10 protein-coding genes are annotated in these 15,123 nt (G+C 68.4%); 5 read left to right on the top strand and 5 right to left on the bottom strand.

The annotated features are described in order from the left end of the window. The first annotated feature begins 525 nt into the window (after positions 1 to 525). From CUJ89_RS21615 to CUJ89_RS21605, 3 genes are all read left to right on the top strand, one after another. Positions 526 to 1,002: a nuclear transport factor 2 family protein gene (locus CUJ89_RS21615; protein ID WP_114179487.1), complete on the top strand. Its 477-nt coding sequence runs from the start codon at positions 526 to 528 to the stop codon at positions 1,000 to 1,002. Positions 1,003 to 1,237: 235 nt separating this feature from the next. Then, positions 1,238 to 2,053 carry a helix-turn-helix transcriptional regulator gene (locus CUJ89_RS21610; RefSeq protein ID WP_114179486.1) on the top strand — a complete coding sequence of 272 codons (816 nt, stop codon included), beginning with the start codon at positions 1,238 to 1,240 and terminating at the stop codon, positions 2,051 to 2,053. A 386-nt stretch (positions 2,054 to 2,439) separates the two neighbouring features. Continuing rightward, the gene (locus tag CUJ89_RS21605) at positions 2,440 to 4,065 is read left to right on the top strand and encodes an amidohydrolase (protein ID WP_114179485.1); all 1,626 of its coding nucleotides are present in this window, start codon (positions 2,440 to 2,442) and stop codon (positions 4,063 to 4,065) included. Positions 4,066 to 4,084: 19 nt separating this feature from the next. On the opposite strand, the gene CUJ89_RS21600 is transcribed toward CUJ89_RS21605, so the two are convergent. Both CUJ89_RS21600 and CUJ89_RS21595 read right to left on the bottom strand, forming a co-directional pair. Then, positions 4,085 to 4,696 (bottom strand): cysteine hydrolase family protein, encoded by a 612-nt coding sequence (locus CUJ89_RS21600; protein ID WP_114179484.1) that lies wholly within the window; start codon positions 4,694 to 4,696, stop codon positions 4,085 to 4,087. Positions 4,697 to 5,022: 326 nt separating this feature from the next. Then, positions 5,023 to 6,339 (bottom strand): citrate-proton symporter, encoded by a 1,317-nt coding sequence (locus CUJ89_RS21595; RefSeq protein ID WP_114181491.1) that lies wholly within the window; start codon positions 6,337 to 6,339, stop codon positions 5,023 to 5,025. 321 nt (positions 6,340 to 6,660) lie between these two features. Between CUJ89_RS21595 and CUJ89_RS21590 the strand changes: the two genes are divergently transcribed. Both CUJ89_RS21590 and CUJ89_RS21585 read left to right on the top strand, forming a co-directional pair. After that, complete coding sequence (locus tag CUJ89_RS21590) at positions 6,661 to 7,578, top strand: LysR family transcriptional regulator (protein WP_114179483.1); 918 nt, start codon at positions 6,661 to 6,663, stop codon at positions 7,576 to 7,578. Between the two features lie 220 nt (positions 7,579 to 7,798). Beyond that, a complete protein-coding gene (locus CUJ89_RS21585) occupies positions 7,799 to 8,554 on the top strand; it encodes a glucose 1-dehydrogenase (protein WP_114179482.1) in 756 nt (251 codons plus the stop codon). Between the two features lie 109 nt (positions 8,555 to 8,663). Here the strand turns inward: CUJ89_RS21585 and CUJ89_RS21580 are convergent, their stop codons facing one another. The 3 genes from CUJ89_RS21580 to CUJ89_RS21570 form a co-directional block, all read right to left on the bottom strand. After that, positions 8,664 to 10,181, bottom strand: a complete 1,518-nt coding sequence (locus CUJ89_RS21580; protein ID WP_114179481.1) for a purine-cytosine permease family protein — start codon at positions 10,179 to 10,181, stop codon at positions 8,664 to 8,666. Between the two features lie 253 nt (positions 10,182 to 10,434). After that, positions 10,435 to 11,946, bottom strand: a complete 1,512-nt coding sequence (locus tag CUJ89_RS21575; protein ID WP_114179480.1) for an efflux transporter outer membrane subunit — start codon at positions 11,944 to 11,946, stop codon at positions 10,435 to 10,437. Then, positions 11,943 to 15,116, bottom strand: a complete 3,174-nt coding sequence (locus CUJ89_RS21570) for an efflux RND transporter permease subunit (RefSeq protein ID WP_114179479.1) — start codon at positions 15,114 to 15,116, stop codon at positions 11,943 to 11,945. The genes CUJ89_RS21575 and CUJ89_RS21570 overlap by 4 nt, the downstream gene beginning before the upstream one ends. Positions 15,117 to 15,123 lie beyond the last annotated feature (7 nt).

Raw genomic sequence — 15,123 nt, 5'->3', positions numbered from 1 at the left:
CTCTTATCGTGCGCCATGCAACAGAAGACCGCATGTTTCGGTCGCCCGCGCATTGCCGCGTTCGAGACGAACACGTCAAAGCATCGCCGATGCCTTCCGCCCTGACGAGATCCTTCGGATAACGAAATCATGCGATGACGATGCGAATGCATCCGGCCATGTCTCGTCACATCGCACTCCATCAGCAGCACACCGCCAATCGACGTAACGGTGCGTGCGTCCTGCTCAGCGCCGCCGCCCTCCAGCCCCCGCGCACACTTCTTGTGACGGGTTCGCGGCAACTGTACCATTCGATCGGCCCGACAGCCGCCCGGATTCTCCAGTTCAACGAAGCATGACGATTCCGTGTGGCCTCGCAATATCCGCAGCCGTGACGACACGGGTTTCGCGGCGAATCCTTCGCGTCGATACGGCATGCGTGCTCGCGGCCATACCCCCATCGCTCGCCGATCGTCGCGATCGGCGCAATCCGCAGTCGCGCATCGCGCGCCAGCCAACGGATCATCAAAACAAGGAAAACGCACCATGTCATCGCTCCGCTCCCCCGTTCGCGCCGTAGCCGCGCTCGTCCTGCTGGCCGCGTCGACCGCCGCGCTGGCCGCAGGCGCGGCCACGCGCGACCTGGCCGCCGAGGAAGCCAACCGCCAGCTCGTGCTGACGTTCTACGACCGCTTCTTCAACAAGCACGAAGCGGTCGAGGCCGCCGCCGTCGTCGCGGATGACTACAGGCAGCACAACCCGCACGTGCCGGACGGCAAGAAGCCGTTCGTGTCGTACTTCGTCGGTGCCTTCCAGAAGAACCCGGCATCGCGCGCACGCATCGTCCGCAGCGCGACCGACGGCGATCTCGTGTATCTGCACGTGCATGCGACCGAACGTCCGGGCGATCGCGGCGAAGCGGTCGTCGACATCTTCCGCGTAAAGGACGGCAAGATCGTCGAGCACTGGGACGTGATCCAGCCGGTGCCCGAAGCGTCCGCGAACCAGAACACGATGTTCTGACGCGCGGGGTCGGCACGCGGCGCGCAACGACGCGCGCCGCTCGTCGACGGACGATCGGCCGCCCGCCGGGCAAGGGCGGATGCCCCGCGCCGGCGAAGTCCCCTACAATCGAGCTTCGCCGCCACGCCAGCCTCCGTCTCGCATGACCGCACCGCCGGCCGCTGCCCCGCAAGCGCGCCGCCGCACGCGAAGCAGGGCCGGCGCGGGCGGCCGTTCGCGAAGACGGTGTCAACTGATGAGCCCCGCCCATATTTCCCTGAGCAACGCCGGCGACCTGGTCGCCAGCCTCGGCAGTCCGCAGTTTCCCGCCCGGCTTTGGGCGTGGCTGCGCGAGACCGTCGACCCGCAATCCCATTACAGCGTCGCGACACGTTACCGGCGCGACGCGCCGTCGCAATCGGTCGACAGCGTCGACGTGCTGTTCTTCGCCGGCGGCGACGATCCCGACGGCACGCGCCACGCGCTCGATCTGTATACACAGGGCGACTGGCGTACCGACACGCTGCTCCCGCATATCGAGCGCACCACCGATTCGCAGCTCGTGTTCTCGTGCAATGAGGAAATCGACACGGCGACCGAATACGGCCGCCATTTCGCGCTCGGCGAGCTCGGCGAAGACTGCACGCTGCTCGGCAGCGAGCGCGACTACGTCTATGCGTTCTCGCTGTTCCGCCGGCGCGGCCAGCCGTCGTACACGCTGGCCGAACTGGCGCTGCTGCGGCAGCTCGGCGATTTCGTGCTGCCGCTCCTGATCCAGCATGCGCGGCTCGCACGCCTGACGCCGCGCTCGGACGACGGTGCGCTGCTGCAGCGATTCGAACAGCGGCTGTCGGCCAGCGGCGCGGCGCTGTCGCAGCGCGAACGGCTCGTGTGCCGCGCGGTGCTGCAAGGCCGGCCCGTCCCGCAGATCGCCGATACGCTCGCGCTCAAGCCGAGCAGCGTGCGCACCTATCTCGGGCGCGCGCTCGCGAAGCTCGGCGTCGCGAACCGGGCCGGGCTCTTCGCGTGGTGCGTGACCGAAGAAGAAGCACCGGGGGACCGCAGTCGCTAGATGACGCCACCGCATCATCGCAACCGCCGCCACCCGACACCGCCTTTGTCGCGCGTTGTCCTCAAAACGATGACAGACAGCCGGCCGCCCCGCTCCTAGTATCTGACTCACCCGACGACAGGAACGCGTCGGATGCCACGGAGACACGGAATGCCGAATACCGGATGGACGCCGGCCCGCACGGCCGCGAGTGCGTCGCCCATCGATTTGCCGATACGGACGCATCGGCGAAATCGGCATGACCCGCAGCCCGTGCCGCGCAGCGCCGCCACCTAACGCCCCGCACCCCATTCCAACCTGACCGGGTTCACACGACCGGACGAGCCAGACGGCCCGCCCGCCGGACACGTGCGCCCGTCGACCAGCCCCTTATCCGGAGGAGACACATGCAACACGCCGACACCGTCTATCTGAACGGCCTGCTTTATACGGGCGACGCGCAGCGCCGTTTCGCGCAGGCGCTCGCCACGAAGGACGGCAAGATCGTCGCGGTCGGCCGCGACGACGACATCCGCTCGCTGGCCGGCCCCGCGACGCGCACCGTCGACCTGGCTGGCAGGCTGATGCTGCCGGGCCTCATCGACGGTCACGTGCACCCGCTGGAAGGCCACCAGATCCTCGGCGACTTCGACCTGTCCGGCATCAACGATCCCGACGCGATCCTGCAGCGCATCCGCGCGTGCGCCGATGCGACACCGAACGAACCGTGGGTCTACCTCGGCGGCGCCAACCTTGCTGCGTTCGGCGCGTATCCGACTCGCGCGCTGCTCGACCGGATCGTGCCCGACCGGCCGCTGCTCGTGGTCGGCTTCGACGTGCACAGCGGCTGCCTCAATACGAAGGGGCTCGAAGCGGCCGGCATCAAGGCCGACACGCCCGATCCGACCGGCGGCGTTTACGAGCGCGATGCGTCGGGCGCGCCGAACGGCGTCGTGCACGAAGCGGCGTTCTACCGCGTCTGCCCGATCATTCCGCAACTGAGCCCGGCCGGCTACCCGAAGTCGCTCGCGAAAGCGCATGCGATGGCGCACGGTTTCGGCATCACGGGGTGGTTCGACGCACGTGTCGAGGAGGCCGAGCTCAAGGCTTATGCCAGCGCGCAGCGCGCCGGCAACCTGAAGGCGTACATGAGCGCGGGCCTCTATGCGAACCCGCGCCGCGACTCGCGCGAGCAGGTCGAGCGCTTCGTCGCATGGCGTCGCGAGTACGAGCGCGACAACCTGCGCCTGCATACGGTGAAGATCTTCGTCGACGGCGTGCCCGAATCGAAAACCGCCGCGCTGCTCGAGCCATACGCCGGCACCGACGACTGCGGCCTCGCGCTGTGGAGCCAGGAAGCGCTGAACGAGATCTGCCTGCTCGCCGATACGGCCGGCTTCGACCTGCACTTCCATACGCTCGCCGACCGTGCGGTGCGCATGACGCTCGACGCGCTCGAATCCGTGCAGCGCCGCAACGGGATGCGCGACCGGCGCGCGCAGCTCGCGCACCTGCAACTCGTCGATCCGGCCGACATGAGCCGCTTCAACCGGCTCGGCGCGATCGCCAGTGTGCAGACGCTGTGGACGGCTGCACGCGAGGAGCAGCAACAGCTCTATCGCGACCTGCTCGGCGCCGAGCGCACCGCGCGCAACTATCCGTTCCGCAGCCTGCGCAACGCGGGCGCGATGCTCGCGGCCGGTTCCGACTGGTCGGTCAGCACGATGAACCCGATGCAGATCATCCAGACGGGCGTCACGCATCTGTTGATCGACCAGCCCGACAGCCCGCCGTGGAATCCGCACGAACGCCTCGACCTGCTCACGATGCTCGAGGCCTATACGGTGAACACCGCGTATGCGCTGCGCTTCGACGACTGCACGGGCTCGCTCGAAGCGGGCAAGGACGCGAGCTTCGCGATCCTCGACCGCAATCCGTTCGCGCACCCGGTCGAGACGTTCGCGCAAACCCGCGTGATCGAGACGTGCTTCCGCGGCGAAGTCGTGTACGCCGCGCCGGGCTGGGCCGGCTGAACCGCGAACCGGGCGGCCGTCAGGCGACGCCGAGCGCCAGCACCTGCTCGGTCGTCAGCACGTCGCCGAACGTGTCCGACAGCGCGGCCAGCGTCGCGCGATGGAGGTCGCGGTGCGGCACCGTGCCGCCGTCCGCGACGTCGAGATCGCGCGTCGCGCATGCGTCGTCGACGACGATCACCGCATAGCCGAGCGGCACCGCGTCGCGTGCCGCGCCGGCGACACACGCATGCGTCATCAGGCCCGTGACGATCAGCGTGTCGATGCCGGCCGCCTTCAGGCGCGCATCGATGTCCGTGGTCGGGAACACGCTCACCGACGTCTTCTTCACCACCGCGTGATGCGGCGCCGGCTGCAGGTCAGCGTGAAAGCGGAAGCCGTCGCTGCCGTCGGCGAAGATCGGGCTGTCGGCCGTATCGACGTGCTGGACGTGAAACACCGGAATGCCCGCGCGGTCGGCGAACGCGATCACGCGCTGCGCATTGCCCAGCGCGCGCGGCCCTTCCGGAATCGACAGCCGGCCGCTGAAATATTCGTTCTGGAAATCGATCACCAGCAGCGCGGTGTGCGCGGCGTCGATGGACGTCGGCGCGGTCGCGCCTGCCAGGGTACGGATGGTCGGATGTTGCATGGGGCGCTCTCTCGGTTGGCAAATCGAACGGAACGGCGCGCCGGACCTGCCGGCGCCGCCGGACGCGGCCTGGAGCCTCCCCGGCCGCGAGGCGCCAGTGTCGGGCCGCGCGGATTTATGCGACAGCGGCGCGCGGGACAACGTCCGACAGGATCGGGCCAACGTGCGCCACCGCCTACGATAGCGCGGCCGTTCGCGCGCCCGGCCGCGTGCGTCCGTACGCGACCAGACAGGTTCTGGCCGCCGCCCGCGATGCTGACCATCGGCTGCACCGATACCCATCGTGCCGCCCGCGCCGATGAATTGCCGGCGCGGGCGGCGGGCCGCTACTTGACGCTCAGCGGTTCGCCCTGAAACTGCCGGCGCGCGAGCACGCACGGCGCGCCGTCGTGCATGAACACGCTCGCGACCAGCCCGAACGAAGCCGCGAACAGCACGTACCACGCGGGTGCGACGGGCGAGCCGCTTGCGTGCGTCAGCCACGTGACGATGAACGGCGCAAAGCCGCCGAACACCATCACCGCGACGTTGTACGCGAGCGCAATGCCGGTCGAACGCGAGCGCGTCGCGAACTGCTCGGCCAGCGTGGTCGGCGCGGGGCCATAGCAGATGCCGATGATCGTGCAGATCACGAGCTGCATCACGAGCAGGCGCCCGATGCTCGGCGCCGCGGCCAGCCACGAGAACAGCGGATAGGTGACCATCAGCATCGCCAGCGTGCCGGCGATCAGCACGGGCCGCCGGCCGATGCGGTCGGACACGACCGCGGCGACCGGAATCGTCACCGTCAGCAGCGCGACCGCCACCATCTGCACCTTGAATACCTGGTCGAGCGGCAGTCCGAAGGTCTTGTGCACGAACGTCGGCATGTTCACGAGCATCACGTAGAACACGGCCGTGCCGGTGATCGTCTGCCCCATCGACACCAGCACGCCGCGCAGGTTGTCGCGCAGCACGCGCGACACGCTCGCCGGCGGCTCGACCGTCGACTTGCTCGCGTCGAGGAACGCGTCGGTCTCCTCCATGTGCCGGCGGATCCACAGGCCAACCGGCCCGATCAGCAGCCCGAGCGCGAACGGCACGCGCCAGCCCCAGCTGTGCAGCGCGGCCTCCGACAGCGACTGCGTGGCCCACGCGCCCATCGCGGCGCCCGAGAACACCGCGAGACACTGGCCGATCAGTTGCCACGATCCGTACAGGCCACGCCGGTTGGCCGGTGCGCTTTCGACGAGAAACGCGGTGGCGCTCGCGTATTCGCCGCCCGTCGCGAAACCCTGCAGCAGCCGCGCGACGACGATCAGGATCGGCGCCGCCGGGCCGATCGTCGCGTACGACGGCGCGAACGTGATCAGCGCGATCGACAGCGTCATCAGCAAGATGATGAGCTGCATCGCCGCCTTGCGGCCCTTGCGGTCCGCATAGAGCCCGAGCAGGATGCCGCCCACCGGGCGCATGAAGAAGCCGACCCCGAAGGTCGCGAGCGACATCAGCAGCGACGCATACTGGCTGTCGGCGGGAAAGAACAGCCGCGCGATGATGCCGGAGAAAAACCCGTAAACGATGAAGTCGTACCACTCGAGGGTATTGCCGACGACAGCGGCAATCACCTGCCGATGCCGCGAGTTCCGACGTGAGTCGCGCATGCTTGTCTCCTGCAGTCTCATGGTGCCGCGCCGCATGCGTGCCGCCGTCCGTGGCGGGCGTGCATGGGCGAACCGGCTGTTCGTATCGCCTGCCGATGCGGGACAGGCACGACGGAACCTCTCGGCCCGCGCGCACGACCGGCGTGAAACGATGGTAGGGACGCCGAAAACCTGCATCAATCAATGCCCGCAGCGGATGATTAGCCGGAGATTAAATGTTTCTCGCCAGGCCCCGCCGCGAGAAAACCCCGGTGATTCGCGCATTGTTGCGGCCCGGGTTCTGCGGCAGAATCGTCGGCCGCCCTCCCCGTCGCCTGCACCATGCGCAACCGCATCAACGAAGAGATCACGTTCCGCAAGCTCGAAGTGCTCCTCGCCTTCATGGAAGCCGGCAGCCTCGCGAAGGCCGCCGAGGCGCTGGGCGTCAGCACGGTCAGCGTGCACCGCGCGCTGCATACGCTCGAGGAAGGGATGCACTGCGCGCTGTTCCGCCACGAGGGGCGGAACCTGATTCCGACTGATGCGGCGCAGGTGCTCGCCGAAGTCGCGGGCGAAGTGCTCAAGACGATGACGGACGGGATCCGTGCGACGCGTGAGGCAGCCGGCTACGGCGCCGGTCAGTTGAAAATCGGCTCGCTCTATTCGCTGACGATCCGCACCGTGCCCGAGGTCGTGATCGCGCTGAAGGAGCGCCGCCCCGAACTGCAGGCCGAGCTCGTGCTCGGCTCGAACGCCGACCTGCTCGACAAGCTCAGGCAGGGCGCCATCGACGCGACACTGATGGCGCTGCCCGAACCGGACGCCGAGATCGAATCGATCGCGCTGTTCGAGGACGAGATGTTTTTCGCCGCGCCGATCGATTCGCCGTATGCGCAACGCGACGCGATCGATCTCGGCGCGTGCGGCGACGCGCCGTTCGTGTCGCTTGGCGAAGGCTTCGCGACGCACCACGGCTTCACGGAAGCGTTCCGCACGGCCGGCGTCACGCCAAATGTCGTGATGCGGGTGGGCGACATCTTCTCGCTGATCAACCTCGTGTCGGGCGGCGTCGGCTGCTCGCTGCTGCCCGGCCGCGTGCGCGACCTGTTCGCGCACAAGATCGCGCTCGTGCCGCTCGCCGGGCCCACGATCCGCCAGACGATCGGCCTGAGCTTCCTGCACCGCCGCGAGCGCGACCCGAACCTGCTCGCGCTCGCGACCGTGTGCCGGCTGACGGTCAAGGGGCCGAACGCGCGGTAACGCGCCGATCGATTCGCAGCGCCCGCCTCCCCCTTTTCGGCTCGCGCACCCATGTCATTGCGACGCCGCGCAACACGACACCGCCAGCCGCCCACACCGTGACGCAAACGGCGCGTACTCGTCCGTTTGGATGGCACGAAGCGCGCGCTTTGTTGCGATCATGGCCGTCATTCACCGCGCGGCACGCACGCGGCCCCTCTCACTGACTGGAGCAATCCTGATGAAACGACTCGAAGGCAAGGTGGCGCTGATCACGGGTGGTGCCCGCGGCCAGGGCGAAGCGGAAGCACGCCGGTTCGTCGCCGAAGGCGCACGCGTGGTGATCGCCGACGTGCTGGACGAAGCCGGCCAGCGCGTCGCGGCCGAACTCGGCGACGCCGCACGATTCCAGCATCTCGACGTGACGAACGAAGACGACTGGCAGACGGCCGTCCATGCGACGCTCGCGCATTTCGGCCGGCTGGATATCCTCGTGAACAACGCCGCGATCCTGAAGCTCGTGCCGATCGAATCGTGTTCGCTCGACGACTATCGCAAGGTGATCGAAGTGAACCAGGTCGGCTGCTGGCTCGGCATGAAGTCGGCGCTTGCCGCGCTGAAGGACGCGGGCGGCGGCTCAATCGTCAACGTGTCGTCGACGGCCGGGATGGAAGGCGTCGCGGGCGGCAGCGCGTACGTGTCGAGCAAGTTCGCGGTGCGCGGGATGACGAAGGCCGCCGCGCTCGAATTCGGCCACCACGGCATTCGCGTGAACTCGGTGCATCCGGGCGGCATCGATACGGTGATGGCGCGCCCGCCCGAGTTCGCGGACTTCGACCCGTCGTCCATCTATAGCGGCCTGCCGATCGCGCGCATCGGCAAGCCCGACGAAGTGGCCAGTCTCGTGCTGTTCCTCGCGTCCGACGAATCCGCGTATTGCACGGGGTCGGAATTCATCGTCGACGGCGGGCTGCTCGCGGGCAGCACGTTCCACTGATACGGCCCGACATGCCGGCAGGCCGTCGCCCTGCCGGACACGACAACGCCGCCGGCGGCCATGCCCGCACGGCGGCGTTGTTGTTTCGAAGCGAAACGCAACGCGCGGCTCAGTACCCCTTCGGCTGGATCGCCGGTGCGCCGACGCCGCGCGCCGCGCCCCTGCCGCCGCGCGCGAAACGGCGCCCGTGCGGGCCGTACACGCCGTCCGCTTCCGGATACAGCGTCAGCAGCACGAAATACAGCATCCCGCCCATCGCCAGCGACACCGGCACGCTCAGGTCGAGTCCGCCCGCGAGGTTGCCGAGCGGCCCGACGAACTGGCCCGGCAGGTTCACGAACGACAGCCCGACGAACGCGGCCGGCAGCCAAGCGCCCATCGCGCGCAGGTTCCAGCCGTGCGTGAACCAGTAGTGGCCGCCGCGCAGCCCGCGGTTGAACACCTGCAGGTCGTCGGAGAGATAGTAGCCGCGGCGCGTCACGTAGCCGATCACCATGATCGCCATCCACGGGCAGCTGAACGTATCGATCAGCGTCGAGAACGTCGCGACGCTTTCGACGAGGTTGAACCAGAAGCGGCCGACGAAGATGAACGCGATCGCGATCGTGCCGATCAGCAGCGTCGCGCGCACGCGGTTCAGGAAGCGCGGGAACATGCTCGATACGTCGAGACCGGTGCCGTACAGCGCGGTCGTGCCGGTCGACATCCCGCCGATGATCGCGATCAGGCACATCGGCAGCAGGAACCAGCGCGGCGAGATCGCGAGCAGCCCGCCGACGTAGTCGTTCGACGCGATGAATGCGGGCGCCTTCGACGCGATGATCGTAGCGGTCGCGAGGCCGAAGAAGAACGGCACGAAGGTCGCGATCTGCGCGGCGAACACGGCGCCCATCACGCGATGCTTCGGCGTGTGCTGCGGGATGTAGCGCGCCCAGTCGCCGAGCGTCGACGCGAACGACACCGGGTTGCTCAGCGCGACCAGCACCGCGCCGACGAACGCGGCCCAGAAGCCCGCGCCGCCCCGCTGAAGCGTGCCGGCGTAATTCATGTCGAACAGGCCGGCGAACGCGAACAGGCCCGCGACGAACAGCACGCTCGCGGCCCACACGGCGATCTTGTTGACCCACAGCATGAAGCGGAAGCCGTAGATGCAGACGATCAGCACCAGCACCGCGAACACCATGTAGGCCGCGCCGAGCGTGAAGCCGTTGACCGGCATGCCGACCATGTCGTGCGCGCCGCCGACGAGCGCGTCGCCCGAACTCCACACCGCGAGCGAGAAGAACGCGATCGACGTGAGCAGCGCGAGGAACGAGCCGACGATCCGGCCATGGATGCCGAAATGCGCGCCGGACGACACAGGGTCGCTCGTGCCGTTGCGCGGGCCGAACAGGCTCATCGGCGCGAGGATGCAGGTGCCGGCGAGCACGCCGAGCACGATCGCGCAGACACCCGCCTTGAACGACAGCCCGACCAGCACGGGAAAGCTGCCGAGCACCGATGTGGAAAACGTATTGCAGCCGCCGAACAGCAACCGGAACAGATCGATCGGCCGCGCATAGCGCGATGCATCGGGAATGCGCTCGAAACCGAACGACTCGACCTGCGTAATCCTGCCTTCACCCATTTGTCTCCAGCTCCTCTGGTGCGCCTGTACGGCCCGGGGCTGCGGCCATACGACACATCGTCATCGATTCGCGGCCACTCTAAACCGGATCGAGCAGCGCAAATATCACGCATTCGAGACGTTTACGACGAAGGAGAACAATGTTTCCCGGCGGGCAACCGGCCGGTTTCCGCGCCGCCCGTGCGGCGCGGGCGATGCGAGGTCCGCCGCGCGGCGGGCGCAACGCCCCCGGCCCGCCGCGCGGCCCCGCGTGCTACCGCCCCGACTGCGCGAGCGGGCCTTGCGCCCCCTGCCCCGTTCCCGACGGCCAGCCGCCCGCGAGCGCCTTGTACAGTGCCACCGTCGACGCCGCGCTGCGCATCCGCCCGTCGGCCGCCGCATCCTGCGCCTGCAGCAGCGTCCGCTGCGCGTCGAGCACTTCGTAGTAGTCGATCGCACCGGCCGAGAAGCGCGTCTGCGCGAGCTGCGCGGCGCGCGCGCTGTCGTCCGCCGCCCGCAAGAGGTGCGCCGTCTCGTCGCGGGTGCGCGCGACGCGCAACAACGCGTTCTCCGTTTCCTCCAGCGCACCGAGCACGGTCCGCCGGTACTGCGCGAGCTGGCCGGCCGCTTCCGCGTCGCTCGCGGCGATCCGCGCGCGCACGCGGCCGACATCGAGGAACGACCAGTCAATGCCAAGCGCGATCAGGTTCGTATCGCTGCCGGCCCGGAAGAATCCGTAGCTGCTCGTCGCGCTGCCGAGCAGCCCCGACAGCGTGAAGCGCGGAAACAGGTCGGCCGTCGCGACGCCGATGCGCGCGGTCGCCGCATGCAGCCGCGCTTCGGCGGCCGCGACATCGGGGCGCCGGCGCAGCAGGTCGCCCGGCGTGCCGGGATCGATGTCGGCGGCAAGCACTGGCAGCGGCACGGGCGTGCCCGTCGACGCGGCTGCCTTCGGGATATCGAACCGGCCGATCAGCGCATCCGGCGTCTGCCCGGTCAGCACCGCGAGGCGGTGCTCGTCGACGCCGATCGCGGCTTCGTACACGGCGATCCGCGACGTCGTCGATTCGTACTGCGCCCGCGCGCGCGCCGCATCGAGTTCGGAGCCGCGCCCCGCGCCGACGCGCGCATTGATCAGCGCGAGCGTCTGCTTCTGGTTGTCCGCGTTGTCTCGCGCGATCCGCAGCCGCTCCTGCGAGCCGCGCAGATCGACATACGTGCTCGCGACCTCGCCCGCGATCGCGACGCGCACCGCACGCACGTCCGCCGCGCTGGCCGCCGTTTCCGCTCGCTGCGACTCGATCGAGCGGCGCACCCGGCCGAACAGGTCGAGCTCCCACGCGGCATTGATCCCGATGCTGGACGTCGGCGTATCGCGCTGGCTGCGCGGCGCGCCGAATGCCTGGTCCTTGCTCATCAGTTGATGGCCGATCTGGCCGCTCGCGGTGATCGTCGGATAGCGGTCGAAGGCCGCCTGCGACAGCAGCGCATTCGATGCGTCGTAGCGCGACACGGCGACCTGCAGGTCCTGGTTCGCCGCGAGCGCCGCGTCGACCAGCCGCGTCAGCGCCGGATCGCCGAAGCCGCGCCAGAACGCGGCGTCGGCATCGGCCGATGCGTCGGGCGGCGTATCGGCCGGCGACGCATCGTGCTGCGTGGCCGGATGCGCGTCGCGTGCGAACCGTACGGCGGTCGCCATGTCGGGCCGCCTGAAATCGGGGCCGACCGCGCACGCGGCGAGCGTCACCGACATCGCGAACGCGGAAAGACGGAAAGCTGCGCTCATCGGTTTTCTCCTTCAAGGGTGCCGTGCTGTTCGCTCCAGACGGCCGGCGTGCCGCCTGCGAGCTTGCGGATCGCGACATAGAACACGGGCGTCAGGAACAGCCCGAACAGCGTGACGCCCAGCATCCCCGCGAACACGGTGACGCCGGTGGCCGCGCGCACTTCGCTGCCCGCGCCGCTGCCGATCAGGAGCGGCACCGAGCCCGCGATGAACGCGACCGACGTCATCACGATCGGGCGCAGCCGCAGCTTGCACGCCTCGAGCGCGGCTTCGATCACGCCCTTGCCCTGGATTTCGAGCTCGCGCGCGAACTCGACGATCAGGATCGCGTTCTTGCATGCCAACCCCATCAGCACGACCAGACCGACCTGCACGAACACGTTGTTGTCGCCGCCCGACAGCCACACGCCGAACAGCGCCGCGCACATGCACACGGGCACGATCAGGATCACCGCAAGCGGCAGCGTCCAGCTCTCGTACAGCGACGCAAGCACGAGGAACACCAGCATCACCGCGAGCGGGAACACGACGATCGCCGCGTTGCTCTGCGTGACCTGCTGGTAGCTGAGGTCGGTCCATTCGAGCGTGATGCCGGGCGGCAATACCTCCTTCGCGATCTGCTGGAGCTTCGCGATTGCCTGCGACGACGACATCGTCTTCGGATCGGCGTCGCCGATCAGGTCCGCGGCCGGATAACCGTTGTAGCGGACGACCGGGTCGGGCCCGTACGCGGGGCCGACCGTGACCATCGAGCCGATCGGCACCATCTCGCCCTTCGCATTGCGCGTGCGCAGGTTCGCGATGTCGGCGGCCGTCTGCCGGTGGCCGGCATCGGCCTGCGCCATCACGCGGTACACGCGGCCGAACACGTTGAAGTCGTTCACGTACATCGAGCCGAGATAGACCTGCAGCGTGTTGAACAGGTCGGTCAGCGCGACGCCCTGCGCCTTCGCCTTCAGCCGGTCGACCTTCACCTCGAGTTGCGGGATGTTCGCCTGGTACGAGCTGACGGGATAACTCATCCCCGGCGTCTTCGCGACCGCGGCCTGGAATGCGGTGAGCGCGTTCTGCAACGCGCCGTAGCCGAGCCCGCCGCGATCCTCCAGGTACAGCGAGTAGCCGGAGCCGTTGCCGAGGCCCTGGATCGGCGGTGGCATCAGCGCATAGGTGATGCCGCCGCCGATGGCCGCGAAGCGCGCGTTCAGGTCCGCGTTGATCTGCGCGGCAGTGCGATGACGCTGGTCGAACGGCTTCAGGATCACGTACGAGTTCGTGATGTTCGGCGTGTTCACGCCCTGCAGCGCATTCAGCCCGGCAAACGCCGGCACCATCTCGACGCCGTCGGTGCCGAGCGCGATCTTCGTCATCTGCTCGGTCACCGCGCTGGTGCGCGCGAGCGACGCGCCTTCCGGCAGCTTCGCGCCCGCGAACAGGTACAGCTTGTCCTGCACGGGGATGAAGCCGCCGGGCACCGCATTGAACAGCAGCGCGGTGCCCGCGAGCAGCGCCGCATAGACCGCGAACACCACGCCGCGCCGCTTCAGCGTGCGTGCGACCACGCCGTGATAGCGATCGGAGCTGCGCTCGAAGAAGCGGTTGAACGGATGGAACAGCCAGCCGAACGCGCGGTCGAGCCCGCGTGTCAGCGCATCCTTCGGCGCACCGTGCGGGCGCAGCAGCTTCGCCGCGAGCGCGGGCGACAGCGTCAGCGAGTTGATCGCGGAGATCACCGTCGAAATCGCGATCGTCACCGCGAACTGCTTGTAGAACTGGCCCGTGACGCCCGACATGAACGCCATCGGCACGAACACCGCGCACAGCACGAGCGCGATCGCGACGATCGGCCCCGACACCTCGCGCATCGCCTGGTGCGCGGCATCGCGCGGGCTCAGCCCCTGCGCGATGTTGCGCTCGACGTTCTCGACGACGACGATCGCATCGTCGACGACGATCCCGATCGCGAGCACGAGCCCGAACAGCGTCAGCGTGTTGATCGAATAGCCGAGCAGATGGAGCCATGCGAACGTGCCGACCACCGATACGGGCACTGCGACAAGCGGAATGATCGATGCGCGCCACGTCTGCAGGAACAGGATCACGACGAGCACGACCAGCACGACCGCCTCGATCAGCGTGTGCTGCACCGCACGGATCGATTCGCGCACGAACACCGTCGGGTCCCACACGGGGCGGTACGCAACGCCGGGCGGGAAGCGCTTGGACAGTTCGTCGAGCTTCGCATAAACGGCCTTCGCGACGTCGAGCGCGTTCGCGCCCGGCGACAGGAAGATGCCGACCACGGCCGAATGCTTGTCGTTGAAATACGAGCGCAGCGTGTAGTCGCCCGCGCCGAGCTCGATGCGCGCGACGTCGGACAGCTTCACGACCTGGCCGTCGTCGCCGTTGCGCAGCACGATGTCGCTGAACTCCTGCACCGTGCGCAGCCGGCCGCGCACGTTGATCGACACGAGGAAGTCATTCGCCTTCGGCGACGGCTCCGCGCCGAGCTGGCCGGCCGACACCTGCACGTTCTGCTCGCACACGGCGGCGATCACGTCGCTCGCGGTCAGTCCGCGCGACGCGAGCCGGTTCGGGTCGAGCCACAGCCGCATCGCGTAGTCGCCGGAGCCGTACACGCCGACGTCGCCGATACCGGTGAGCCGCGACAGCTCGTCCTTCACGTGCAATGTCAGGTAGTTGCGCAGGTACAGCGAATCGCGGCTGTTGTCCGGCGAATAGAGGCTCACATACATCAGCGGCGTCGGCGACTGCTTCTGCGTGGTCACGCCGTACTGGCGCACCTCGTCGGGCAGGCGCGACAGCGCCTGGCTCACGCGGTTCTGCACGCGCACGGCGGCCGTGTCGGGATCGACACCTTGCAGGAACGTGACGACGACCTGCAGGCTGCCGTCCGACCCGGCGACCGACTTCATGTACATGATGCCTTCGACGCCGTTGATCGCCTCTTCCAGCGGTTCGGCGACCGATTCGGCGATTTCCTTCGGGTTCGCGCCCGGGTACGTCGCCCGCACGACGACGCTCGGCGGCACGACTTCCGGATATTCGCCGGCCGGCAGCATCGGGATCGAGATCAGGCCGAGCGCGAAGACGACGATCGACAGCACGACCGCGAAAATCGGCCGGTCGATGAAGAATCGGGAGAAATCCATCACATGT

The organism is Burkholderia pyrrocinia, assembly GCF_003330765.1.
Classification (GTDB): domain Bacteria; phylum Pseudomonadota; class Gammaproteobacteria; order Burkholderiales; family Burkholderiaceae; genus Burkholderia; species Burkholderia pyrrocinia_B.
The sequence above is the reverse complement of the archived record's forward strand: the minus strand, read 5'-3'. Positions and strand labels throughout refer to the sequence as shown.

What these genes read in the sequence shown, in the direction of transcription:
- CUJ89_RS21615 (WP_114179487.1), top strand. Translation starts at nt 526, where the DNA reads ATGTCATCGCTCCGCTCCCCCGTTCGCGCCGTAGCCGCGCTCGTCCTG.
- CUJ89_RS21610 (WP_114179486.1), top strand. Translation starts at nt 1,238, where the DNA reads ATGAGCCCCGCCCATATTTCCCTGAGCAACGCCGGCGACCTGGTCGCC.
- CUJ89_RS21605 (WP_114179485.1), top strand. Translation starts at nt 2,440, where the DNA reads ATGCAACACGCCGACACCGTCTATCTGAACGGCCTGCTTTATACGGGC.
- CUJ89_RS21600 (WP_114179484.1), bottom strand. Translation starts at nt 4,696, where the DNA reads ATGCAACATCCGACCATCCGTACCCTGGCAGGCGCGACCGCGCCGACG.
- CUJ89_RS21595 (WP_114181491.1), bottom strand. Translation starts at nt 6,339, where the DNA reads ATGCGCGACTCACGTCGGAACTCGCGGCATCGGCAGGTGATTGCCGCT.
- CUJ89_RS21590 (WP_114179483.1), top strand. Translation starts at nt 6,661, where the DNA reads ATGCGCAACCGCATCAACGAAGAGATCACGTTCCGCAAGCTCGAAGTG.
- CUJ89_RS21585 (WP_114179482.1), top strand. Translation starts at nt 7,799, where the DNA reads ATGAAACGACTCGAAGGCAAGGTGGCGCTGATCACGGGTGGTGCCCGC.
- CUJ89_RS21580 (WP_114179481.1), bottom strand. Translation starts at nt 10,181, where the DNA reads ATGGGTGAAGGCAGGATTACGCAGGTCGAGTCGTTCGGTTTCGAGCGC.
- CUJ89_RS21575 (WP_114179480.1), bottom strand. Translation starts at nt 11,946, where the DNA reads ATGAGCGCAGCTTTCCGTCTTTCCGCGTTCGCGATGTCGGTGACGCTC.
- CUJ89_RS21570 (WP_114179479.1), bottom strand. Translation starts at nt 15,116, where the DNA reads ATGGATTTCTCCCGATTCTTCATCGACCGGCCGATTTTCGCGGTCGTG.